Raw genomic sequence first — 24,680 nt, forward strand, 5'->3', positions numbered from 1 at the left:
CTTGAAGAAGAGCCAGAGCTTGAAGAAGAACCAGAACTTGTAGAAGAGCCAGAGCTTGAAGAAGAACCAGAACTTGTAGAAGAGCCAGAGCTTGAAGAAGAGCCTGAGCTTGAAGAAGAACCAGAGCTTGAAGAAGAACCAGAACTTGAAGAAGAGCCTAAGCTTGCAGAAGAACCTAAGCTTGAAGAAGAGCCAGAGCTTATAGATGTAACGGTTGATGATTTTTCAGACACATCAGAGTCGCTTCTTGATCCTGAAGATGCACTTGAAGAATATACAGATGATACTTTAAAGAGCGTTGATGAGCTTTTAAGTGAGCTACAACAGGCCACTGATGACGACTATATAGAAACACCTGATTGGTCTTTAGATGAGCTTGATGATGATCTTGAAGAAATAGAAGTTGATCTTGGTGACGATCCGCTAGCGGGCGACGATGACTCAGATCTTACTGAAATTGAAGAGCAGCTTGATAGCGAGCTTGTAACGCCAAGTGAAGAATTGGATGAATATCCTGAACTTGAATTAGACGATGATCAATCATTATTAGAGAATGAGCCTTCGTTTGAGCCGCAAGAGCTTAAAGGAGATGCATCGGGTGATGAAAATGCAGTAGCACTTAGTCAAACAGAGAAAGATCTCGCAAATGCGCTTATGGCAGATGGTGATTTAGATAGTTTAGAAGATGATTTTGATGATGAACTATTAATTGATAATGACTTCTCTGAATTAGAAACTGAAACGAAGATTGAAGATGAGTCGCTTGATGATGATTTACTTCAAGAAATTAATAATGAGGTTGATTCTGTTGAACCACCAAGTATTGAAGATGACATCAAACCTCTTAACCTTGATGAAGTTCAAGAAACATTAGAAAGTGAGTTGCCATTTACCCCTGAAGAATTACAAGGGGATGATTTAGATGGTGAGGCACCGGGAGTCGCTTCCAGCCAAGCTGAGCAAGATTTAGCAAACGCACTTATGGCAGATGCTGATTTAGATAGTTTAGAAAATGATTTTGATGATGAGATTTTAATTGAAAATGATTTTTCTGAATTAGATGCTGAATTTGACGAAGATAGTTTAGAGCAAGCGCTAACTGATGAGTTATCAGACGAATCGCAAGAGCAAACAAATGCAGAGCGCGAAGCACAGTTAACAAGCTTAGATGAAGTGGGTAGCACTGATATTAGCTCTGACGACGAACTTGATGAAGAGTTTATGTCGAATTTGACGCAAACTGATTTTGATTCATTACTTAGTGAGTTAGCAGAGCCTGAAGAGTTAAGTGTTGATGACAGCAGTGAATTTGATGTTGACTTTGACAGCTTGCTAAAAGAAGACTTAGAGACAGATGATTCATTAACTACAAAAGAGTCACTTGTTGAAGGTAGTGATGTTGAGCAACTTGATAATGACGAATTTGTAGATATTGATTCATTATTAGAAGAAAGTGACGACGCTGAACTTGAACACGAACCTTACACCGACGTTAATATGGATGTCGGTTTGAGTGAGTTTGATGCATTACTTGCAGGTGATAACCCAACGGATGTTGATGCTGAAAGTGGTGGCTACTCAGCTAAACTTGATTTAGCGCGTGCTTATATTGAAATTGATGATTTTGATTCTGCGCTTAAAGTTATTGAGGATGTCATTAACAAAGGTCCTGAAGAAGTTCAAGAGGAAGCACTTAGCTTAAAAGCTAAACTAAAATAATTAAAATGTTTATAAGAACCCGTATCTAGCTTAGCTAAATACGGGTTTTTTTATGTGTATTGGTTTGATTACGACAGGTCTCCTTTTATTGCATCGTTAGATAGCATAAAATGCCTCGTTCATTAGCACAGTAGGTAAAACGGTAATTATGCGAGTAGCACTTGGAGTTGAATACAACGGCGCACGTTATAGTGGTTGGCAGCGTCAATCACATGTAAATAGCGTACAGCAAGAAGTAGAAAAAGCGTTGTCGCGTATTTGTAATCATCCTGTTGAAGTTATATGTGCAGGGCGTACAGATGCTGGTGTGCACGGCACAGGCCAAGTAATACACTTTGAAACGCAAGCCGATCGCGATATGGTCGCATTTACACTAGGTATGAATACTTTAATGCCTAAAGATATTGCTATTCGCTTTGCCCAACCGGTTGCTGATGACTTTCATGCCCGTTTTAGTGCTACAGCTCGTCGTTATCGCTATGTTATTTATAACTCCCCCCTACGAGGTGCGGTATTAAACGAGGGGGTTACGCATTTTCATCATCATCTTGATGAAACAAAGATGCAAGAGGCGTGTCAGTACTTAATAGGTAAACACGATTTCACCTCTTTTAGAGCGATACATTGCCAAGCGAATACACCGACAAGAACAATTCATCATCTGTCGGTACAGCGCCAAGGTACTTACGTTATTATTGATATTAAAGCGAATGCGTTTTTACATCACATGGTACGTAATATCACAGGCAGCTTAATGGATGTTGGTTTACATAAACAACAACCTATATGGATAAAAGAGCTACTTGATTGTAAAGAACGCGCAAAGGCCAGTGCTACCGCTAAGGCTGCTGGTTTGTATTTAGTGGATGTTGACTACCCTGAGCAATTTAATATTCCTCAAACACCTTTAGGCCCTTTATTTTTGCCTGATATAGATGTGGTATAAGTACTTTTTATAAGCACTTTTAACTACTAAGACCAGTTTTTTATACCGCGTTAGTGTAATTCATGTTTTAATTGAAAAAATTTGTCTGCTAATTGCTATTAGCAGGCTCGCGACACAGAACAGTATTAAGAGAGTTGCAAATGAGTTGGCTAGAAAAAATCTTACCTAAAACGACAAAATCATCAGGTCGTAAAGAAATCCCAGAAGGTGTTTGGGCTAAGTGTACATCGTGTGATTCAATTTTATATAAAGCTGAATTAGAAAAGTCATTAAACGTATGTCCTAAGTGTGACCATCACATGCGTGTTAGTGGCCGTAAGCGCCTAGAGCACTTTTTAGATGAAGGTGATCGTCAAGAGCTTGGTACACAACATGAGCCTAAAGACATTCTTAAGTTTAAAGATTCTAAAAAGTACTCTGACCGTATCAGTGCAGCCCAAAAAGCAAGTGGTGAAAAAGATGCACTTGTAGCTATGAAAGGCCGATTAAAAGGTATTCCAGTGGCAGCGGTAGCATTTGAGTTCTCATTTATGGGTGGTTCAATGGCTTCTGTTGTTGGCGCTCGCTTTGTTGATGCTGTTGATCAATGTTTAGAGCATAACATGCCGCTTATTTGTTTTTCTGCATCAGGCGGAGCACGTATGCAAGAAGCGCTTATGTCGCTTATGCAAATGGCTAAAACAAGTGCTGCACTTGCAAAAATGACGGAAAAAGGTCTTCCATTTATTTCAGTAATGACCGACCCGACAATGGGTGGTGTATCTGCATCACTTGCTATGCTGGGTGATATTAACGTTGCTGAACCTAAAGCGTTAATTGGTTTTGCAGGTCCTCGTGTTATTGAGCAGACTGTTCGCGAAACATTACCTGAAGGTTTTCAGCGTAGTGAATTTTTGCTAGAACATGGTGCAATTGACATGATTATTGACCGCCGTGAAATGCGCGATACCCTTGCACGCATTTTAGCTAAATTTATGAACTTGCCTTCTACGGAACAAGAGCATAGAGTAGCGTAAATTTCAGCTTTACTGATTACACGCTATGACAAAAACAATTCCTAGCCAATCATCAAGCCTTGATGATTGGCTTTTTTATTTAGAAAGTGTTCACCCAGCTAACATTGCAATGGGCCTAGAACGAGTTGCTAATGTTGCCAACAATATTGGCCTTTTAAACACTCCAAGTAAAATTATTCTTATTGCCGGTACAAACGGTAAGGGCACCACTGCACGTTGCTTAGAGTCGCTATTGCTAGCGCAAGGTTTTAGCGTGGGTACTTACGCATCTCCTCATTTAATTCGTTATAACGAGCGTGTACGAGTTAATGGCGAAGAACTGGCAGACCAATTTCATATAGATGCTTTTCACCAGCTTGAGCAAGGCCGTAAAGACACTCCTTTGACTTATTTTGAATATGGTACTTTGGGTGCGTTGGCAATTTTTAAACGCTGTAAGGTCGATTATGTATTACTAGAGGTTGGTCTAGGCGGGCGCTTTGATGCTACAAATATAGTAACTCCCTTTGCAAGCGTGATCACCACTATCGATTTAGATCATAAAGAGTACCTAGGTGATACACGAGAGTTAGTGGCTTATGATAAAGCCGGTATTTTTCGTGAAAATACGCCTGCTATTATAGGGGATTTAAATATTCCTCACACAATGACTGATTACGGCAAAGAAATTAATGCCAATATGACGTTGTCGGGCAGTGACTTTATTTTCAAAGAGAATGCTGAGAGCTTTAATTGGCAATATAAAGAACATAATCTTGTAATAGATAAGCCAGCAATACCGTGTCAAAATGCAGCAACTGCGTTAACTGCGCTAAGTGTTTTAAGCTTATTACCTAGTGAGCAAGTCATACGAAGTTGCCTCGCTAATTTAGTTGTAGAAGGGCGGTTTCAGCAGTTAAGCGCTGAGCCTTTAGTCTTTACCGATGTAGCACATAACCCTGAGTCGGCGCGTTATTTAGCCAATAAGTTATCAAGCTATAAAGATAAAGGCTTTAAAATTCATGCATTAGCCGCTATGCTTGCTGATAAAGATAAAGTGGGTGTACTTAAAGAAGTAAGTCACATGGTCGATGAGTGGTCATTAGCGAGCTTAAGTGGTCCGCGAGGCGACACTGCAAGTAATTTACAAAATGCACTGCAGGGTATATCTCATCATAATACTATCAATAGCTATGATAGTGTGGCACAGGCACTGAGTGTAATTTTACCAAAACAACAAAATGATACTATGTTGATTGTATTTGGTTCATTTTTTACAGTGGCCGGCGCTATTAATTACTTTAAAAAATAGAGAGGATGTCGGTGAACTCAAGTTTTATTAATCGCTTAGTCGGAACAAGTATAGTAGTGATCGCAGCAATTGTGTTTATCCCTAATATACTCGATGGCGAAAAAGTGCATTATAAAGAAGGCTTTAAAGCGATACCTGATCGCCCTGAGTTCAAAACAATCGATCTTCAAGAGTCAATTGATGAAAACATGGCTAATGCTGAGCCACTAAAACAAGATGAAATTGAAGATATTCAAGCTGACGATGAAGCTTTTGAGCAGCAAAACGCTATGGATGAAAGTGACTACGCTGTAGAGAATAAAGTTGTTGAAGCGACTATTGAACCCAAAGCTACACCGATCACTAAGGCACCGGTTCAGGCTAAACCAAAACCTATTGCGCCTCGTAAAAGTGATGAAAACCTAACAAGTATGGCTTACGTTATTCAATTAGGTAGTTTTTCACATGTTGCAAATGTAAAAGCATTACAGGCTAAATTAAAAGTTGAAGGGTTTAAAACGTTTACTAAACCGATTAAAACCCCAAATGGGACGTTAACCAAGGTATTTGTTGGTCCTTCGCTTGATAAAAATGAATTACAAAAGCAGCTTCCCCAGCTGAAAGAGCTTACTAAATTAAATGGTAAAGTTACGCAATACGAAGTAACAAAATAATTATAAAAGGCTTGTATCACAAGCCTTTTTTTATTTATTTATATTTGTTTTTATCATTATCTTTATCTCACAATACCCATTCTATAATGTTAATTTTTTGTATTGACTACAACCCAGTAATCTCCCGTTTAAACTTGCATACTAACGATGTTTGGGTATAGAATGCGCCCCAAATTAGCGACTAATTGGTTCTTATGATCTGGGTTGATTACGCCATTATTGGCATCATTGCATTGTCTACCATAATCGGTTTAATACGCGGCTTTGTAAAAGAAGCAATGTCATTAGCGGTATGGGCTGGCGCCTTTATCATCTCTAGCTTATTTTACCAATATTTAGCTTCCTTCCTAACAACCATTTCTGAACCCCTTTTAAGAAATGCTGCGGCCATAGCCATATTATTCTTTGCGACGCTACTGTTAGGCGGTTTACTAAACTACATTTTAGGTGAACTTGTACATCGTACTGGTTTATCGGGTACCGACCGTGTCTTTGGCATAGTGTTTGGTGCTCTACGAGGCGTGTTGGTCGTGAGCGCGTTACTCTTCTTTCTTGATGCTTTTACTGGTGCACCCAATACGCACTGGTGGGGCAATTCTATTTTGATTCCAGAATTTGGCTTTGTTGTTGAATGGTTCTTTTCGTACCTAGAAAACAACTCGAGCTTTTTAAATTCAGTAAACCGTTAATCGGCGAGGATAAATTACATGTGTGGTATCGTTGGAATAGTCGGAACATCCCCTGTTAATCAGGCGATTTATGATGGCTTAACTGTTTTGCAGCACCGTGGTCAAGATGCCGCGGGTATCATTACCATTGAGAATAATACGTTTAGCTTGCGCAAAGCAAATGGCTTAGTGAAAGATGCCTTTCACACACGTCATATGAAACGACTACAAGGTACAATTGGTCTTGGCCATGTGCGCTATCCTACAGCAGGATCTTCAAGCTCATCTGAAGCACAGCCTTTTTATGTTAACTCACCGTTTGGTATAGCACTTGCCCATAATGGCAACCTTACTAATGCAGAAGCTTTAAAAGAGCAGCTATTCTCTGAAGCACGTCGTCACGTTAATACAACATCAGACTCTGAAATTTTACTTAATATCATGGCACATGAATTAAGCAAATCTGATAAGTTGCATTTAGACCCTGAAGATATTTTTACTGCGGTAACCGAAGTAAACAATAAAGTAAGCGGTGGTTATGCAACTATTGCTATGATTATCGGCCACGGCATTGTTGCTTTTCGCGACCCTAATGGTATTCGCCCACTTGTATTTGGTAAACGCGAAACCGAAAAAGGTACTGAGTACATGTTTGCCTCAGAAAGCGTTGCGTTGAAACCGGACGGTTTTGAGTTTGTACGTGATGTAGCCCCTGGTGAAGCTATATATGTTACAGAAGAAGGTGAATTCCATTCACTTAGTTGTGCTGATAAGGCATCTTACTCGCCGTGTATTTTTGAATTTGTTTATTTTGCTCGACCTGACTCAACAATAGACCGTATGTCTGTGTACGCAACACGCGTAAACATGGGGACTAAACTAGGCGAAAAAATTGCACGTGAATGGGCTGACAAAGATATTGATGTAGTTATCCCAATCCCAGAAACTTCATGTGATGTAGCACTGGAAATTGCACGTGTGCTTGATTTACCGTATCGCCAAGGTTTTGTTAAAAACCGTTATATTGGCCGTACATTTATTATGCCTGGCCAAGAGATGCGTAAAAAATCAGTGCGTCAAAAGCTAAATGCAATTGATCGCGAGTTTAAAGGTAAAAACGTATTATTAGTTGATGACTCAATTGTTCGTGGTACAACATCAGCACAAATTGTTGAAATGGCCCGAGAGTCTGGCGCTAAAAACGTTTACTTTGCATCAGCGGCACCTGAAATACGCTTCCCTAATGTGTACGGTATTGATATGCCTTCAGCAGCTGAGCTTATTGCTCACGGACGTGAAGTAGAAGATATTAATGCAAGTATTGGTTCTGACGGTTTAATCTTTCAATCGTTAAAAGATTTAATAGCTGCGGTTAGCCAAGAAAACCCTGAAATTACTAAGTTTGAAACTTCAGTATTTGATGGCCAATATATTACTGGCGATATTGATCAAAACTATTTAAATCGTATTGATAAGCTACGTAACGATTCAGCAAAAAGCACCCGCGAAAGTGCGATGTCTTCAGGTTTAGAAATACACAACCAAGACGAAAACGAAGCTGATTAATGATTAGTTAATAAAAAGTCGTTACACAAAAAAAGGAGCTAATTAGCTCCTTTTTTGCGAAGGAAAGAAAGGGAACATTTCTATCAAACATGACTCTTTTTTTAGGTGAAATTTATTAAGTAAACATTGGGCTAACAATCCCATTAGTCCAAAGCATAGCTGTTACAGCTAAAATAATAACCAGTAATATTAATCCACACGTTACTACCGAGCTGGCGTAAATAAAGCCGCGCTCTTCTGGGATATGCATAAGTATTGGTACGCCGGTATAGAGTAAATAAACCGAGTAAGCCAGTGCAATAATTCCAATACACACTACAAACCAAAGTACAGGCCAAAAAGCGGCGAGTGCCGACATAAACACTGGTGTTGCAGTATATGCTGCAAGTTCAAGTGTTTGTGTAAATGTAGGTTTAGAGCCAAATGTAACCGCCATCCAATGGGCTAAATACGCCAATGCAAAAACACCCGCTATTAAAGCAAAATACATTGCACCTGCAATTAGCAGTGCACTATCGTGCGTTAAAAATACGGGATTGCCTGCACCTATACTCCATCCTAAATAAACAGATGAGTAGTAGCCCATTATTGAAGGAAATAAAGCAATCAGTAAAATATGCGACAAACTATAGGTTAAACTTTCATGGCGATTATCTATTGTTTGCCATTCTTCAAGTGGGTGAGCATAAATGCCCCAGAGGTGATTTAGTATCATAGTACTTACTCCATAAAAGGAACGTATTATTGTTTTGGTTGGTTTATTTTTATACAGTCTATGTACAGTTATGGTTCACTTATTTTGCAAAGTCAAGTTAACTCGTTATTAACATTTAGGCGCAGATAAGGGCTTTGATTTATCCCAAGCAAAATTTCGTGTTAAAATAACGGTCTATCAAATTTATTTAGTAATGAGCAGTCAACGTGCCACATAGCCAACTTTTAGAGCCGATTAATAACTTTTTATTGTGTACCACCCCAGAGCAATGGGTAGAGCAAGCAATTAAAAAAGAAAACTTATCAGTCATTTTAATAGATCACTTAATTTGTGAATTAAAAGCAGCTCAAAGTGCGATGTTTTTAATACGTAAATACGCGGTAGATAAAGAGGGTAGTGATGCATTACTCGAGTGGCTAAAGCCATTTGAAACGCTTATTTACAAACGAGAAGGGAATTGGCGCGATCTGGCTGCTAAAAATAAGCTCACTAAATCAATAATTCCTAAATCGAGTTCTCCATACGGGCAAGGTCTAATCGATAAAATGGTTTTGCTGATAAAAGAAGAGCTGCATCACTTTTATCAAGTGCTCGAAATTATGGACGAGTACGGTGTTGAGTATCAAAGTATTACACCATGTCGTTACGCAAAAGGCATGCTCCGTCATGTTAAAACGTTCGAGCCCGATGCATTAGTCGATAAGCTAATAGTAGGCGCTTATATTGAGGCGCGTTCGTGTGAGCGTTTTGCAAAGCTTGCACCGCATGTTGACAAACGTTTAGGTGATTTTTATATTTCGTTGTTACGTTCAGAAGCGCGTCATTACCAAGATTATTTAACTCTAGCGCAAGAAATTGCTGATTTTGATATTACCGATCGCGTAAACTTTTTTGGTGAAAAAGAAAAAGAGTTAATTTCGACAACCGATACTGATTTTAAATTTCACAGCGGTGTTCCAATAGCGCAAAGCTAATTTTCTTTTAAAAAATTAATATATTCTGCTATTTTCTGATTGCTGAAATTATGTTTTTTCATAATTTTAGCAATGCGTCCATTTTTAGTTATTATATCAATTCCTCTATTAAATTTTTGTAAGTATTCTTTGGCTCTATAATTTGATTTAGAGACAACTAAATATAGTTTGTGAGAAGCAAGATCTGGCGATAAGTACTCAATATTATTATCATCTGAATCTTCGGTTTTAGTGTGTTCAAGCCAATAATTTCCAACCTCTTTAGTACCCGCGACTAAATCAATACGCCCTTGTTGTAGTAAATATAAGCTTGTAGGAAGGCTTTTAGTGGACGTTATTGCCAGCTCCCTATTTCTAGCAAACTCTTGGCTTACAAAGGCATTGTATTCTGTGCCAATACTATAAGGTGTTAATGATTGAACTGTACCATCGAAATTAATAACACTCTCTTTTCGTTTGAAAACTCCTGAGTGAGCAACTGCAAGTGGACGAGAGTAGTAAAAAACTTCATTTCTTTTTAATGAATAAAAAGCACCTAAAATAGCGGTTTTTCTGTTTTTTTCTAATAGCTTTAGGGCGCGGTCCCAGGTCGTAAACTCGGCTTCGCTATTAATACCTTGCGTTTTAAGAGCTGATTCGGCTATTTCATATAGCCAGCCATTACTAGGTAGGTTTTCGCTAAAATAGGGAGGGTAGTTTTCTGTAACAATTTGCCATGTTTGCTTGCTAAATACTTGTGTAGGAATGGCAATTACTACGATGAAAATTAACAGCTTAATCATTCAACCTCTCACTATTATTCATATATATAGATAAATAATAGTCAGAATTTTAAATTATGCGAAAGGTGTGCTAATTAATTCTTGTGATTGAGGGGTAACGACTAAATAAGAGCCTTGGGTATACCAGTCACCTAGCACTGTGCGAGTAAGTGTTTGTTCATTAACTTTATACGTATGAACATTAGGGCGATGAGTATGACCATGAATCATATTCGTAACGTTATGTTTGGCAAAGGTGGCAAGTACAGCCTCATCGACAACGTCTAAAATTTCGATAGGTTTATCAGCTTGGCTTAACTTACTTTTTTCGCGGGCATTACGCGCTATTTTTTTACGATACCAAAGCGGCATTGCAAGCATCAATTTTGGCCACCACCAACCACGGCTCTTTTTACGAAAGTTTTGATATTCAGTGTCTTGAGTGCACATTTCGTCGCCATGTAAAATAACGGTAGGCGTGCCATATAAATCAATGACTGTTTGTTCATCGAGTAATGTCATTGCGGCCATGTCGGCATATTGCTTGCGCATAATGAAATCACGATTGCCATGTATAAAATAAACAGGTGTGCCACCATCATTAACGGCGCTTAAATGTTTTGCTACATCGGCACTCAGTGCAGTAATGTAGTCATCTCCAACCCATACTTCAAAAAAATCACCCAAAATATAAAGTGCATCTACATCTTTATTTAATATATGTGTATTTAAAAAGTCAAAAAATGCAGCGCTAATGTCGGGGCGGTTTTCGCTTAGGTGTAAATCTGCAATAAAGTAAGTTTGGCGTGTCATAGGTCAGTCTATTCTAGTTTTAAAAAAACGGGCATATACTAATAGTATACACCCGCTTATATACTCACATAATATGAGTAAACGTTACTAGTTAACAGTAACGCTTTCGATGATCACATCTTCAAGAGGTACGTCTTGGTGAAAACCAGTACTACCTGTTGCAACTGCTTTAATCTTATTTACTACGTCCATGCCTTCTACTACTTCAGCAAAAACACAATAACCCCAACCTTGCGATGTTTCGCTGCTGTGGTTTAAAAAGTCGTTGTTGTTCACGTTAATGAAAAACTGTGCTGTAGCTGAATGAGGATCAGGTGTACGTGCCATAGCTAAAGTGCCTACTTTATTAGACAGGCCATTATTCGCTTCATTCTGAATTGGGTCGTTTACTTCTTTTTGTTCCATACCTGGAACAAAACCACCGCCTTGAACCATAAAACCATCGATTACGCGATGAAAGATAGTGCCGTTGAAAAAATCAGCATTTGCATACTCTAAAAAGTTTTTAACTGTGTTTGGAGCTTCTTGCTCAAACATTTTAATGGTGATGTCACCAAAATTAGTGTGTAGAACAACCATGTGTTTTCCTATATCCGGTTTAAATATTGGCGCTATTTTATCGTAGTTGGCTAAGATTAACAAAGTAGATGTTTGGTTTGTTATAAAGCGCTAGAGCAGGGGCTTTTCAAGTGGTAACATAACTGTTCAAGTAAATAGTCAAGGACTCAAAGTAAATGGTAAATATATACAACACACTCACGCGACAAAAAGAGCAATTTAAACCTATGGTCGAAGGAAAAATCGACATGTATGTGTGTGGTATCACCATTTATGATTACTGCCATATTGGACACGCTCGTACTTTTGTAGGTTTTGACGTAATTGTGCGCTACTTACGGCATATTGGTTACGATTTAAAATATGTACGTAACATTACAGATATCGACGATAAAATAATTAAACGTGCGAACGAAAATGGTGAGTCAATAAACGACTTAACTGTGCGCATGACTAAAGCGATGCATGAAGATTTTGATAGCCTAAATATGCTACGCCCAGATATTGAACCAACAGTTACAAGCCATATGGATGAAATTATCGTTATGGTTAAGCGCTTGATTGAAAAAGGCCATGCCTATGTCGCAGCCGACGGCGATGTTTTGTTTGATGTATCAACGTTTGAGCAATACGGTGCACTTTCTCAGCAAGATTTAACTATGTTGCAATCAGGCTCTCGCGTTGAAGTAGCGCAAGATAAAGACGATCCACTTGATTTTGTGTTATGGAAAAAAGCAAAAGCAGGTGAACCATCATGGTCATCACCGTGGGGTGAAGGGCGTCCGGGTTGGCATATTGAATGTTCGGCAATGAGCTCAAAGCACTTAGGTGAGCATTTTGATATTCACGGTGGGGGGTCTGATTTACAGTTTCCACATCATGAAAACGAAATTGCCCAATCGTGCTGTGCAAACAACGGCAAGTATGTAAATACATGGATACATACTGGCATGGTTCAAGTAAACAAAGAAAAAATGTCTAAGTCGTTAGATAACTTCTTTACAGTGCGTGAAGTTTTAAAAGCATACGATCCTGAATCTGTTCGTTACTTTTTAATTTCAGGTCATTACCGCAGCCAACTAAATTACTCACAAGAAAATTTAGACCAAGCGCGTTCATCACTTGAGCGCATTTATACAGCGCTTCGTGATGTCGAACCGGTAGAGTGCGATTTAGAAGGTAATGAGTTTGTTGCTAAATTTAGAAAAGCAATGAATGACGACTTTAATACACCAGAAGCACTACCTGTGTTGTTCGAACTTGCTAAAGAATTAAACCGCGTAAAAGAAAGTGACGCAGTTCAAGCTGGGCAACTTGCGTTTATATTACGCAGTATTGGTAACGTTTTAGGTGTTGCTCAACAAGCACCGGAAGCCTTTTTACAAGGCGGGCAAGATGACGACGAAGTTGCGACAATTGAAGCATTAATTGTAAAACGTAATGAAGCACGTACGAGTAAAAACTGGGCTGCTGCTGATGAAGCACGTGATGCGCTTAATGCGTTAGGTGTAATACTTGAAGATTCAGCCGGTAAAACAACGTGGCGTAAAGCGTAAGCGTTTAAAGTAATACACGTTAAACAAAAAAAGGGTTGCCAAATGGCAACCCTTTTTTGATTTTTTAACAGCTTAGCTGTGATATTTCTCACACGCTTCAAGTGTGTTTTCAATTAAGCTCGCGACCGTCATCGGGCCAACGCCACCTGGTACAGGTGTAATAAAATGCGCTTTTTGTTCAGCCACACTGTATTGAACATCACCGACTAATTTACCCGTGTCTAAACGGTTAATGCCTACATCGATGACTATAGCGCCTTCTTTTATCCAATCTCCAGGTATAAATTCAGGTTTACCTACAGCCACAACTAATAAGTCAGCGCGGCGAACATGCGTTTCTAAGTCTTGAGTAAACTTATGGCATACTGTGGTAGTACAACCCGCTAATAAAAGCTCTAGCGACATTGGACGACCAACAATATTTGACGCGCCAACGACAACTGCATGCATCCCTTTATAACGTACACCCGTTGAATCAAGTAATGTAATAATACCTTTAGGGGTACATGGGCGAAGGGCAGGCATACGCTGTGCTAATCGACCAATGTTATATGGATGAAATCCATCAACATCTTTATGTGGGGTAATGCGTTCTAAAATCTTTTCAGCATCAAGACCTTTTGGCAGTGGTAACTGCACTAAAATTCCATCAACTTCGGCATCATTATTTAGCTCGTCAATTAAATCTAAAAGAGTTTGCTCTTGCGTGTCTGCTGGTAAATCAAATGATTTGGAGATAAAACCTACTTCTTCACAGGCTTTACGTTTTGAACCAACATAAACTTGGCTTGCTGGATCAAGTCCTACAAGTACTACTGCAAGTCCTGGTGCACGTAAACCATTTGCTACACGTTCACTTACGCGTTCTGCTACAGCGCTACGTACTTGTTTTGCGATTGCCTTACCATCAATGATGTTTGCCGTCATGGGTGACCTTTAATTGGGGTTAATTAACTAGATACCGATACTCTAAAAACGAATGCATAATAAAATAGGGGTAAAAATGCTAATAAAGAAAACATACTCTTTATTTAACTCGTTTTATAATGTGTCTACTATTTTCGCAGAAAAGCATAGCAGCGCCAAGTTGCTTTTAATGTATATAACATTTGAGTTATTAAATAGTTTAAATTTCAGCCTACTATTGTAATATTTAACCATTGTGCACTAAAAATGAGCACTTGATTGGTTTTATTAAAAAAACGTTTGACCTAACCCCGTCAAATCACTATTATGCACCCCGTTGTCAACGAGGTCACTCGCTAACAATAATAAGTTTCGGCGATTAGCGCAGTTTGGTAGCGCACTTGGTTTGGGTCCAAGGGGTCGCAGGTTCAAATCCTGCATCGCCGACCATTTTTATAATTTATTATAATCGAATAGCTTATTGGTAAACTATGAAGTTTTCGATGCGCCCATAGCTCAGCTGGATAGAGCAACGCCCTTCTAAGGCGTGGGTCGAAGGTTCGAATCCTTCTGGGTGCACCATTTGAAAACATGTAAATATAGCGGTGATTGTAGCTCAGTTGGTAGAGCCCCGGATTGTGATTCCGGTTGTCGTGGGTTCGAGCCCCATCAGTCACCCCATTTACAACGAATATCGGCGATTAGCGCAGTTTGGTAGCGCACTTGGTTTGGGTCCAAGGGGTCGCAGGTTCAAATCCTGCATCGCCGACCATTTTCTTAAAATGGTCTTAAACTCTCAGTTTAAGTGTTCAGTATGAAAAAAGAAGTTAACTCTTCAATGTCGGCGATTAGCGCAGTTTGGTAGCGCACTTGGTTTGGGTCCAAGGGGTCGCAGGTTCAAATCCTGCATCGCCGACCATTTTCTTATCTAATAAGAATAATAAGTAAATTCCTCTAAGTTATAAATCTAAATCTGTTAGCCTATAATTCTATTAAATAATTTCTACTTTAATCCATTCAATGCCTAGTTAGCCTGTTTTTTATTCAGTTAGTCTCTATAGTCCCTTATCTAGTCCAAATAATTGCCCCCTATACTCGACTATCATAAATATTAGGTTATAATGCCGCGTCTATTGTTTAACATAGTGCCCGAAGGGCAAAGCAGCAATGGTATCTCATGGTAGCGACGGATGCTTTTAAGTGTGAAAAACCGCTTAAACTTTATCAAGACTCATGCAGATCACTTTGTTTGTAAAGGAAGGCGAACAGTCGCCAAAATTGAATATTGAGGTAAATCATGCAAGTTTCTGTTGAGACGACCCAAGGCCTTGAGCGCCGTATAACTATCACCGTTCCTTCAGAGAACGTTGAGACCGAAGTAAAAAAACGCCTACAACAACTGTCAAAAACACAGCGTATAGATGGTTTCCGTGCTGGTAAAGTTCCAGTATCTGTAATTAACAAGCGTTTTGGCCCTGCAGTTCGTCAAGAAGTTGCTGGCGAAGTAATGCAACGTAATTACATTGAAGCAATCGTTTCTGAAAAAATCAATCCAGCTGGCGCGCCTACATTCGCACCTAAATCACTTGAAGCAGGTAAAGATTTAGAATTCTCAGCAACGTTTGAAGTTTACCCTGAAGTTGAAGTTCAAGGTTTAGATAAAATTACTGTTGAGAAACCAGCGGTAACAGTGACTGACGAAGATTTAGCTAACATGCTAGAAACACTTCGTAAGCAACACGCAGCGTGGGCTGATGTTGATGCAGCTGCTGGCGAAAACGACCGTGTAACAGTTGATTTCGTAGGTACTATCGACGGTGAAGTATTTGAAGGCGGCAAAGCTGAAGACTTCCCATTAGAACTTGGCCAAGGTCGTATGATCCCAGGTTTTGAAGATAACATCGTAGGTAAAAAAGCAGGCGAAGAAGTAGTTGCTGATGTAACTTTCCCTGATGATTACCACGCTGAAAACTTAAAAGGTAAAGCGGCTCAATTCACTATCACAGTGAAAAAAGTTGAAGCGCAAGAATTACCAGAATTAAGCGAAGAGTTTGCAACTAAATTCGGTGTTACCGAAGGCGGCGTAGACGCGCTTAAAGAAGAAGTTAAAAAGAACATGACACGTGAGCTAGACCAAGCGGTTAAAGCAAGCGTTAAAGACCAAGCAATCAAAGGTCTTTTAGCTAACAACGAAATCGAAGTGCCTAAAGCACTTGTTGATCAAGAAGTTGATGCTCTACGTCAGCAAGCAGCTCAACGTTTTGGCGGCGACGCTCAAAACATGCCAGAGCTTCCAGCTGAATTGTTCCACGAGCAAGCTGTAACACGTGTTAAAACTGGCCTTTTATTAGGTGAAGTGATTAAAGCTAACGAGATTAAAGTTGATGACGCTAAAGTTGAAGCATTAATCGCAACGGTAGCTTCTGCATACGAAGATCCAACTGAAGTAGTAGAATACTACAAAGGTAATGATCAACTTATGCAGCAAATGCGTAATGTAGCAATGGAAGAGCAAGCTGTTGAAGCTATTTTAGCTAAAGCAGTTGTTACTGATGTTGAAAAAGCATTTGATGACATCATGAATCCACAGCAAGGTGCTTAATAAGTCATTGACTTAAGCTCTCGCTAACGATTAAATGGCTCGTGCTACTCTGTTTATACAGCGTGCCCGGGCCATTTTAGTTTTTGGCTCTAAATTTGCGAAAAACGATAACTATGCTTCCTTATAATAAGGATAAGTATAAGCGCATAAGGAATTAAATAAGTATGAATACTGGTATTACAGATCCCCTAAATGCATTGGTCCCAATGGTTGTTGAACAAACACCGAAAGGCGAGCGCTCGTATGATATTTATTCGAGATTATTAAAAGAGCGTATTATCTTTTTAACAGGTCAAGTTGAAGACAACATGGCAAATCTGATTTTAGCGCAAATGCTATTTTTAGAATCAGAAAATCCTGATAAAGATATCTTTTTATACATCAACTCACCAGGTGGTTCAGTAACTGCGGGTATGGCTATTTACGACACAATGAACTTCATCAAACCAGATGTAAGTACAATATGTGTAGGTCAAGCTGCAAGCATGGGTGCTTTTTTACTTACTGCTGGCGCTAAAGGTAAGCGTTTTTGCCTACCAAACTCACGTGTGATGATTCACCAACCATTAGGTGGTTTCCAAGGTCAAGCATCTGACTTTGAAATACATGCTAAAGAAATTCTGTCTATTAAAGATAAGCTTAACCGCTTAATGGCTGAGCATACAGGCCAACCATTAGATATTATCTCTAAAGACACAGATCGTGATAACTTTATGAGTGCCACGCAAGCTGTAGATTACGGCTTGGTAGACTCTGTGTTTACAAATCGCGACAAAAAGTAAGCGCTTGGCGAGCAGGATTGCCTGTTTGCCACTTTGAGTTACTATGCGAAAACCAATAAATTTTGGTATAGTTAAAGCGTATTGAAATAGCCGCCAACAGTTTTGGTGGCCAACGTAATAAAATGAGGTAGCTGAATGTCTGACACTCCTACAGACGGCGACAAAAGTAATAAATTGTTATACTGCTCTTTTTGTGGCAAAAGCCAACATGAAGTGCGTAAATTAATTGCAGGCCCTTCAGTATACGTTTGTGATGAATGTGTAGAGTTGTGTAACGATATTATCAGGGAAGAGATCAAAGACATTGCTCCTAAGCATGATACGTCTGACAAACTACCTGTACCAAAAGAAATTCGTAAACACTTAGACGATTATGTTATTGGTCAAGATCATGCTAAAAAAGTATTGTCTGTTGCCGTTTATAACCATTATAAACGCCTACGTAACCAATCGACTAAGCAAGACATTGAATTAAGTAAAAGTAATATTTTGCTTATCGGCCCAACAGGTAGTGGTAAAACATTACTTGCAGAAACATTAGCGCGTCTACTTGATGTGCCGTTTACTATGGCCGATGCCACTACATTAACCGAAGCAGGTTATGTAGGTGAAGATGTTGAAAACATCATTCAAAAGCTTTTACAAAAATGCGATTACGATGTTGAAAAAGCGCAACGTGGCATTGTTTACATTGATGAAATTGACAAAATTTCTCGTAAATCAGATAACCCGTCAATTACACGTGATGTATCGGGCGAGGGCGTTCAACAGGCGCTACTTAAACTGATTGAAGGCACCGTTGCTTCTGTTCCACCGCAAGGTGGTCGTAAACATCCACAACAAGAGTTTTTACAAGTAGATACGTCTAAAATCTTGTTTATTTGTGGTGGTGCATTTTCAGGCCTAGATAAAGTAATTGAGCAACGTAGCCATAAAAATACCGGTATCGGTTTTGGCGTTAGCGTAAAAGAATCTGCGGCGAGTCGTTCTTTAAGTGAAACATTTAAAGACGTAGAACCAGAAGATTTAGTTAAATACGGCTTAATTCCGGAGTTTATAGGTCGTTTGCCAGTAGTTGCTACGTTAACAGAACTTGACGAAGCTGCTCTTGTGCAAATATTGAGTGAACCTAAAAACGCGATTACTAAACAGTTCTCAGTATTGTTTGGTATGGAAGACGTTGAACTTGAGTTTCGCGATGATGCCTTAGCTGCGATTGCCCACAAAGCAATGGAGCGTAAAACAGGTGCACGTGGTCTTCGTTCAATCGTTGAAGGTGTGTTACTTGATACTATGTACGAACTTCCTTCAATGGATGACGTAAGCAAAGTGGTTATTGATGAAACCGTTATTAAAGGTGAGTCAGATCCAATCCTGATTTATGAAAATAATAAACAAGATAAAGCTGCATCAGAATAGTTTTTAAGCTATTTGAATGAAAAAAGGAGCCTTAGGCTCCTTTTTTTATAATTAATTTAATCGAGTATGGGAAAATTGTTGAACTTTAATTAGGTTATCCCCATATACTTGAGTAATCTTTAAAATAAATGAAGTGCGAAGAGAAACTATAATGACGCTTGAGAGAACCGACCGAGTCGAAATCCCAGTCCTTGCACTGCGCGATGTTGTGGTATACCCGCACATGGTGATCCCGCTTTTTGTTGGCCGTGAAAAATCAATAAAATGCCTAGAAGCGGCAATGGACAAAGACAAACAAATTTTCTTGGTTGCACAAAAAGATGCAACTGTAGATGAACCAGAGCAAGATGATATTTATCGTATCGGTACTATTGCCACTGTACTTCAGTTATTAAAATTACCAGACGGTACAGTTAAAGTTTTAGTTGAAGGTACACAGCGCGCACAAATTGAAGAATTTGTAGATAACGATGACTTTTTTGTTGCTAATGCTCAATTTATTGAATCTGATTCGGTAGACGAGAAAGAACAAGATATTTTTATTCGTAGCGCAATTAGCCAGTTTGAAGGCTATGTAAAGCTAAACAAAAAAATTCCACCTGAAGTACTAACTTCAGTTTCAGGTATTGATGAGCCAGCACGCCTTGCCGATACAATGGCAGCCCATATGCCGCTTAAAGTACCTGAAAAGCAAAAAGTGCTCGAAATTTCAAGCGTTACAGAACGTCTTGAATATTTAATGGCATTAATGGAAGGCGAAATAGACTTACTGCAAGTTGAGAAGAAAATTCGTACTCGCGTTAAAAAGCAGATGGAAAAGTCTCAGCGCGAGTATTACCTCAATGAGCAAATGAAAGCCATTCAAAAAGAGCTGGGTGAGCTTGACGATGTACCTGACGAATTTGAAGCACTTAAAAAACGCATCGAAGAATCGGGTATGCCAGCAGAGGCACAAGACAAAGCGACGACAGAGCTTAATAAGCTTAAGATGATGTCGCCAATGTCTGCAGAAGCGACTGTAGTGCGTTCATACATTGACACATTAATTAATGTGCCATGGAAAAAACGCTCTAAAGTGAAAAAAGACTTAGCGGGCGCGCAAAAAATTCTTGATAGCGATCACCACGGCTTAGATAAAGTAAAAGAACGCATTATTGAGTATCTCGCAGTACAACAGCGTACTAATAAGCTTAAAGGGCCAATTTTATGTTTAGTTGGGCCACCAGGTGTTGGTAAAACATCGCTTGGGCAATCTATAGCGCGTTCAACTGGTCGTAAGTATGTTCGTATGGCGCTTGGCGGCGTACGTGATGAAGCTGAGATCCGTGGTCATCGTCGTACATACATTGGTTCAATGCCAGGTAAGCTAATTCAAAACATGACAAAAGTGGGCGTTAAAAATCCATTATTTTTGTTAGATGAAATCGATAAAATGTCATCAGACATGCGTGGCGACCCAGCATCAGCACTATTAGAAGTGCTTGATCCTGAGCAAAACAGCCACTTTGCCGATCATTACCTTGAAGTAGATTACGATTTATCTGATGTTATGTTTGTAGCAACATCAAACAGCTTTAACATTCCTGGCCCATTATTGGACCGTATGGAAGTTATTCGTTTATCGGGTTACACCGAAGATGAAAAGCTAAACATTGCAAAAGAGCACTTAATTACTAAACAAGTAAAACGTAACGGCTTAAAAGAGTCTGAAATAGTTATCGAAGATAGTGCAATTATTGGCATTATTCGTTACTACACACGTGAAGCGGGTGTACGTAACCTAGAGCGCGAAATTTCAAAACTATGCCGTAAAGCAGTTAAAAATATCTTACTTGAAAAAGACACTAAAACAGTGACTATCAATCAAGATAACTTAGAAGACTTTTTAGGTGTGCAACGCTTTGATTATGGTAAAGCTGAAGATGGCGACCGTATTGGTCAAGTTACAGGTTTAGCATGGACAGAAGTTGGCGGTGATTTGCTAACAATCGAATGTGCGGCTGTACCAGGTAAAGGTAAACTTACTTATACCGGTTCACTGGGCGATGTGATGCAAGAGTCGATTCAAGCGGCAATGACGGTAGTACGTAATCGCGCAGATACATTTCGTATTAATAGCGACTTTTACGAAAAACGTGATATTCACGTACACGTACCTGAGGGCGCAACACCAAAAGATGGTCCTAGTGCGGGCGCAGCAATGGTAACAGGTCTTGTATCTAGCTTAACGGGTAACCCTGTACGAGCAGATGTTGCAATGACCGGTGAAATTACGCTACGTGGTGAAGTACTTCCTATTGGTGGCTTAAAAGAGAAATTATTGGCGGCGCATCGTGGTGGAATTAAAACAGTAATCATTCCAAAAATTAACGAACGTGACTTAAAAGAGATTCCAGAGAACGTGCTGGCAGGTCTTGATATTCACCCTGTTACTTGGATTGACGAGGTGTTAAAGCTTGCTTTAGTGCATCCTGTTGAGAGTTTTTCGGTCGAAACACCTAAAAACCAAGAAAAAAGCTAAAAAAAGTGCTTTTTAGGGCTTTTCAAATCTAAACGGTATGATAAGTTAAGCACTGGTTTTCAAGCCTAGCCCTTATGGGGCGTAGGCTTAAGAAAAATATAATCATGTGAGCATTAAATGTTTGCTCTACAATTTTCAAAAAAGTGATGTTAGTTTAAAAAACCATCGCTCTTGATAATAACAATGAAAGAGGATGATATTGTGAATAAATCTCAATTAATCGATCAAATCGCAGCTGATGCTGACATTTCTAAAGCGGCTGCAGGTCGTGCACTAGATTCATTCATCGAATCTGTATCTGGCGCGCTAAAAGAAGGCGACTCAGTTGCACTTGTTGGTTTTGGTACTTTCTCAGTACGTGACCGTGCTGCACGTTCAGGCCGTAACCCGCAAACTGGTGAAACAATCCAAATTGCTGCTGCAACTATTCCAGCTTTCAAAGCCGGTAAAGCGCTTAAAGACGCAGTAAACTAATCACTGTTTTAAACACATTAGTTATGGCGAGTGTAAAGTTACTGATTCACCACAACAGATGAATTAAGTAACTTTACCGCCAGTTACTTCAAGTGAAAAAGCGTATCTGGTAAGATACGCTTTTTTTACATGTGACAAGGTAAAATACCTTGATCAAAAAGAGATAAACAAATGCTTGAGAAAATCAGAGAAGGTTCGCAAGGACCTGTAGCCAAAATAATTTTAGGCGCGGTGATTTTATCTTTTGCCTTAGCAGGGATCGGTAGTTACTTAGGTCAAACCACAGAACAACCCGTTGCTGAAGTAAATGGAATTAAAATTAGTCAAACCGATTTTAACCGTGCTTACCAAAATGAACGTAGCCGTTTAGAGCAACAATTTGGTGAATATTTTACACAAATTGCCGCTGATCCAAATTACATGGCGCAAATTCGCCAAGGTGTAGTTGACCGCTTAGTACAACAAGAATTGCAATCACAGCTAGCGGCTGATTTAGGCCTTCGCGTAAGCGACGAAAGTGTACGTAAAACAATTTTAGAGCTACCGTACTTTCAAATTGGTGAAAAGTTTAATAACGATCGTTACTTACAAGTAATTCGTCAAATGAACTTTCAACCAGATGCTTTTCGTGAATACTTACGTAAAGATATGACACGTAGTCAGGTAGTATCTGCTGTTGCAGGTACAGACTTTGCCCTAGAGAGCGAGCTTAAAAGCGCAATTGCTCTGCAGCAGCAAACTCGTAGTATTGACTACTTAGTCATTAATAAAGAAGCGCTTGCCGCGGACGTAGAAGTATCAGAGCAAGAAGTGTCTGATTACTACGAGCTAAACGCATCACAATTTTTATCTCCAGAGCTTATTTCAGTAAGTTATATTGAGCTTAAAGCAGCAGATATTAATGTTGAATCGGTAACCGAGGATGACGTTAAAGCGTATTACGAGCAAAACAAAGCGCAGTACATAGAACCTGAAAAGCGTCGCGTATCACATATCTTAATTGATAACAGTGAAGACGATGATGCAGCAAAAGAAAAAGCCAATGCACTTCATGCACAACTAGAGCAAGGTGCAGACTTTGCTGAGTTAGCAGAATCATCATCTGACGATATCGTTAGTGGCGAAATGGGCGGCGACCTTGAATGGATTGAACGTGACGTAATGGACCCTGCATTTGAAGATGCGACTTTCGCACTGCAAAACAAAGGTGACATTTCTGAGGTTGTTGCTTCTGAGTTTGGTTATCACATAATTAAACTTACAGACATTCAACCACAACAAGTTAAAGCGTATGACGATGTTAAAGCTGACTTACGTGCTGAATTAGAACAAGCTGAAAAAGTAGATGCGTTTTACGAAAAGCAAACAGAAATGGGCGCACTTGCATTTGAAATTTCAGACCGCTTAGACGACGCTGCAGAAGTTGCTGAAGTGGAAGTTAAATCTACACCTCTTTTAGCACTTAATGCTCTACCAGAGCCTTTAAACAGCCCTGCAGTTGTAACAGCACTAACATCAGTTGATTTACTTGAAGATAAAGTAAACTCTGAAGTGATTGAGCTTGGTGAGGAGCATGCAATTATTGTTCGTATTAACGAGCATAAACCTGCTGCTACTAAACCGCTGGATGAAGTAAGCGAGCAAATTAAAGCGCGTTTAGTTAATGAAAAATCATCTGAGCTTGCTAAAGAAAAAGCGCGTAGCTTATTTGCAGAAGTACAAGCAGGTAAGAGCTTAAACGATGTAGCAAACGAGCAAAGCTTGACGGTTCGTCAAGAAGCGCAGTTAACACGTCAAAGCTACACTGTTTCACCTGCTATTGTGACTCAAGCATTTAAAATGGCTCACCCAGCAGATTCTGCGGTAGTTGAGCTTGTTAATTTAAATAATGGTGATGCAGCAATTGTTGCGCTTAAGTCGGTAACAGATGCACAAGTTGCAGCTAATATTGACCCTCAAGCAAAACAAAGCATTACTATGGCGCAAGCTAATAAAAACTACATGGTATTTATTGAAGCGCTTAAAGCCAATGCTGAACTTAACTTACCAACGGCTACACAAACTGTTGAATAATTAATTTTAGCTCATAAAGAAAGGCGCTTTTAAAGCGCCTTTTTTATTGTCTTAAATAAAGTTGGTATATTACCAATTCGCTTAATTAAGTATTATTGCAGGTTGGTATTAATTACCTCTGGCAATAAACTCAATCCGATTGCCGCTAGGCTCTCTTATCATCATATGTTGGGTTGGGCCGTTACCTAAGTTTTCTGGTGCAAACTCTATAATAATATTATTTTGCATTTTTAAGTGTGTATGTAGCTCGCTTAACTTTTTGATACTTTCTACACTGAGTGCTAGATGGTGTAAGCCCACATTTTCTGCCCGATTAAACTCCACACGTTTTTCATCATTTTTTACGCGCCATAATGTAATGGTTATTTTATTGTTTGATAAAAAATAAGCGGGGTAGGTTGGATCACTTCCTAGCGTTTTAAAACCAAGTACATCAGTAAAAAACACTTTAGATGAGTCTAAATTAGAAACTGTTAAACCGAGGTGATCAACGCCGCCTACCCAGCTTTTAACTTCTTGTGATGTATTTGAAATAGCTGAAGCAGATAGTAGCAGTAGGGGAGAAAGACTAAGTAGTAACGTTTTTTTAAGCATAAGATTTCTTGTTAATTAAATGTAGTTAACAACAAGACCCACCTAAATGCGGTTACCTTACAAAAAAGGTATA

General features: G+C 39.3%; 21 protein-coding genes and 5 tRNA genes. 20 read left to right on the plus strand and 6 right to left on the minus strand.

What is annotated here, in order from left to right:
• The 7 genes from GQR38_RS11265 to purF form a co-directional block, all read left to right on the plus strand.
• Window positions 1–1,719, plus strand: a 1,719-nt coding sequence (locus GQR38_RS11265; protein ID WP_277344167.1) for a FimV/HubP family polar landmark protein, incomplete at its 5' end; no start/stop codon positions are given.
• 148 nt (window positions 1,720–1,867) lie between these two features.
• Window positions 1,868–2,665: a tRNA pseudouridine(38-40) synthase TruA gene (gene truA / locus GQR38_RS11270; RefSeq protein WP_007584098.1), complete on the plus strand. Its 798-nt coding sequence runs from the start codon at window positions 1,868–1,870 to the stop codon at window positions 2,663–2,665.
• A gap of 140 nt (window positions 2,666–2,805) precedes the next feature.
• On the plus strand, window positions 2,806–3,681 hold the full coding sequence (gene accD / locus GQR38_RS11275; RefSeq protein WP_007376856.1) for an acetyl-CoA carboxylase, carboxyltransferase subunit beta: 876 nt from the start codon (window positions 2,806–2,808) through the stop codon (window positions 3,679–3,681).
• Window positions 3,682–3,706: 25 nt separating this feature from the next.
• A complete protein-coding gene (gene folC, locus GQR38_RS11280; RefSeq protein ID WP_165721608.1) occupies window positions 3,707–4,972 on the plus strand; it encodes a bifunctional tetrahydrofolate synthase/dihydrofolate synthase in 1,266 nt (421 codons plus the stop codon).
• Window positions 4,973–4,983: 11 nt separating this feature from the next.
• Complete coding sequence (locus GQR38_RS11285; RefSeq protein ID WP_024590975.1) at window positions 4,984–5,625, plus strand: SPOR domain-containing protein; 642 nt, start codon at window positions 4,984–4,986, stop codon at window positions 5,623–5,625.
• 194 nt (window positions 5,626–5,819) lie between these two features.
• The gene (locus GQR38_RS11290) at window positions 5,820–6,314 is read left to right on the plus strand and encodes a CvpA family protein (protein WP_007376853.1); all 495 of its coding nucleotides are present in this window, start codon (window positions 5,820–5,822) and stop codon (window positions 6,312–6,314) included.
• An 18-nt stretch (window positions 6,315–6,332) separates the two neighbouring features.
• Entirely contained in the window at window positions 6,333–7,859 is a 1,527-nt protein-coding gene (gene purF, locus GQR38_RS11295; protein WP_007580920.1) for an amidophosphoribosyltransferase, read from the plus strand.
• Between the two features lie 115 nt (window positions 7,860–7,974).
• Here the strand turns inward: purF and GQR38_RS11300 are convergent, their stop codons facing one another.
• Complete coding sequence (locus tag GQR38_RS11300; protein ID WP_007580923.1) at window positions 7,975–8,574, minus strand: Yip1 family protein; 600 nt, start codon at window positions 8,572–8,574, stop codon at window positions 7,975–7,977.
• A gap of 206 nt (window positions 8,575–8,780) precedes the next feature.
• On the opposite strand from GQR38_RS11300, the gene miaE reads away from it, so the two are divergent.
• Complete coding sequence (gene miaE / locus GQR38_RS11305; protein WP_008139048.1) at window positions 8,781–9,548, plus strand: tRNA isopentenyl-2-thiomethyl-A-37 hydroxylase MiaE; 768 nt, start codon at window positions 8,781–8,783, stop codon at window positions 9,546–9,548.
• On the opposite strand, the gene GQR38_RS11310 is transcribed toward miaE, so the two are convergent.
• From GQR38_RS11310 to GQR38_RS11320, 3 genes are all read right to left on the minus strand, one after another.
• Complete coding sequence (locus GQR38_RS11310) at window positions 9,545–10,330, minus strand: transporter substrate-binding domain-containing protein (protein WP_165721609.1); 786 nt, start codon at window positions 10,328–10,330, stop codon at window positions 9,545–9,547. The two genes, miaE and GQR38_RS11310, sit on opposite strands and share 4 nt — an antisense overlap.
• A 54-nt stretch (window positions 10,331–10,384) precedes the next feature.
• A complete protein-coding gene (locus GQR38_RS11315) occupies window positions 10,385–11,122 on the minus strand; it encodes a UDP-2,3-diacylglucosamine diphosphatase (RefSeq protein ID WP_007580929.1) in 738 nt (245 codons plus the stop codon).
• An 87-nt stretch (window positions 11,123–11,209) separates the two neighbouring features.
• Window positions 11,210–11,701: a peptidylprolyl isomerase gene (locus tag GQR38_RS11320; RefSeq protein ID WP_007580931.1), complete on the minus strand. Its 492-nt coding sequence runs from the start codon at window positions 11,699–11,701 to the stop codon at window positions 11,210–11,212.
• 155 nt (window positions 11,702–11,856) lie between these two features.
• Between GQR38_RS11320 and cysS the strand changes: the two genes are divergently transcribed.
• Window positions 11,857–13,236, plus strand: a complete 1,380-nt coding sequence (gene cysS, locus GQR38_RS11325) for a cysteine--tRNA ligase (RefSeq protein ID WP_024592761.1) — start codon at window positions 11,857–11,859, stop codon at window positions 13,234–13,236.
• Window positions 13,237–13,308: 72 nt separating this feature from the next.
• Here cysS and folD read toward each other — a convergent pair whose 3' ends face one another.
• Window positions 13,309–14,163 (minus strand): bifunctional methylenetetrahydrofolate dehydrogenase/methenyltetrahydrofolate cyclohydrolase FolD, encoded by an 855-nt coding sequence (gene folD / locus GQR38_RS11330; RefSeq protein WP_002958348.1) that lies wholly within the window; start codon window positions 14,161–14,163, stop codon window positions 13,309–13,311.
• A 352-nt stretch (window positions 14,164–14,515) separates the two neighbouring features.
• On the opposite strand from folD, the gene GQR38_RS11335 reads away from it, so the two are divergent.
• The 11 genes from GQR38_RS11335 (at window position 14,516) to GQR38_RS11385 (ending at window position 24,013) form a co-directional block, all read left to right on the plus strand.
• A tRNA-Pro gene (locus GQR38_RS11335) sits at window positions 14,516–14,592 on the plus strand.
• A gap of 55 nt (window positions 14,593–14,647) precedes the next feature.
• A tRNA-Arg gene (locus tag GQR38_RS11340) sits at window positions 14,648–14,724 on the plus strand.
• 23 nt (window positions 14,725–14,747) lie between these two features.
• Window positions 14,748–14,823: transfer RNA gene (locus GQR38_RS11345), tRNA-His, on the plus strand.
• A gap of 14 nt (window positions 14,824–14,837) precedes the next feature.
• Window positions 14,838–14,914, plus strand: a tRNA-Pro gene (locus GQR38_RS11350).
• A gap of 70 nt (window positions 14,915–14,984) precedes the next feature.
• A tRNA-Pro gene (locus GQR38_RS11355) sits at window positions 14,985–15,061 on the plus strand.
• Window positions 15,062–15,439: 378 nt separating this feature from the next.
• The gene (gene tig, locus GQR38_RS11360; protein ID WP_007580935.1) at window positions 15,440–16,744 is read left to right on the plus strand and encodes a trigger factor; all 1,305 of its coding nucleotides are present in this window, start codon (window positions 15,440–15,442) and stop codon (window positions 16,742–16,744) included.
• 164 nt (window positions 16,745–16,908) lie between these two features.
• Window positions 16,909–17,526: an ATP-dependent Clp endopeptidase proteolytic subunit ClpP gene (gene clpP, locus GQR38_RS11365; protein ID WP_007580937.1), complete on the plus strand. Its 618-nt coding sequence runs from the start codon at window positions 16,909–16,911 to the stop codon at window positions 17,524–17,526.
• A gap of 135 nt (window positions 17,527–17,661) precedes the next feature.
• A complete protein-coding gene (gene clpX, locus GQR38_RS11370) occupies window positions 17,662–18,945 on the plus strand; it encodes an ATP-dependent protease ATP-binding subunit ClpX (protein WP_002958344.1) in 1,284 nt (427 codons plus the stop codon).
• A gap of 151 nt (window positions 18,946–19,096) precedes the next feature.
• On the plus strand, window positions 19,097–21,466 hold the full coding sequence (gene lon, locus GQR38_RS11375) for an endopeptidase La (RefSeq protein WP_024592760.1): 2,370 nt from the start codon (window positions 19,097–19,099) through the stop codon (window positions 21,464–21,466).
• 183 nt (window positions 21,467–21,649) lie between these two features.
• Window positions 21,650–21,940, plus strand: a complete 291-nt coding sequence (locus tag GQR38_RS11380; protein WP_157823336.1) for an HU family DNA-binding protein — start codon at window positions 21,650–21,652, stop codon at window positions 21,938–21,940.
• Window positions 21,941–22,111: 171 nt separating this feature from the next.
• Window positions 22,112–24,013, plus strand: a complete 1,902-nt coding sequence (locus GQR38_RS11385; RefSeq protein WP_007580946.1) for a SurA N-terminal domain-containing protein — start codon at window positions 22,112–22,114, stop codon at window positions 24,011–24,013.
• A 108-nt stretch (window positions 24,014–24,121) separates the two neighbouring features.
• Here the strand turns inward: GQR38_RS11385 and GQR38_RS11390 are convergent, their stop codons facing one another.
• On the minus strand, window positions 24,122–24,607 hold the full coding sequence (locus tag GQR38_RS11390; RefSeq protein ID WP_165721610.1) for a VOC family protein: 486 nt from the start codon (window positions 24,605–24,607) through the stop codon (window positions 24,122–24,124).
• Window positions 24,608–24,680: the final 73 nt, after the last annotated feature.

Source organism: Pseudoalteromonas sp. c7(2019) (assembly GCF_011378625.1).
GTDB classification, from domain to species: Bacteria; Pseudomonadota; Gammaproteobacteria; order Enterobacterales; family Alteromonadaceae; genus Pseudoalteromonas; species Pseudoalteromonas arctica.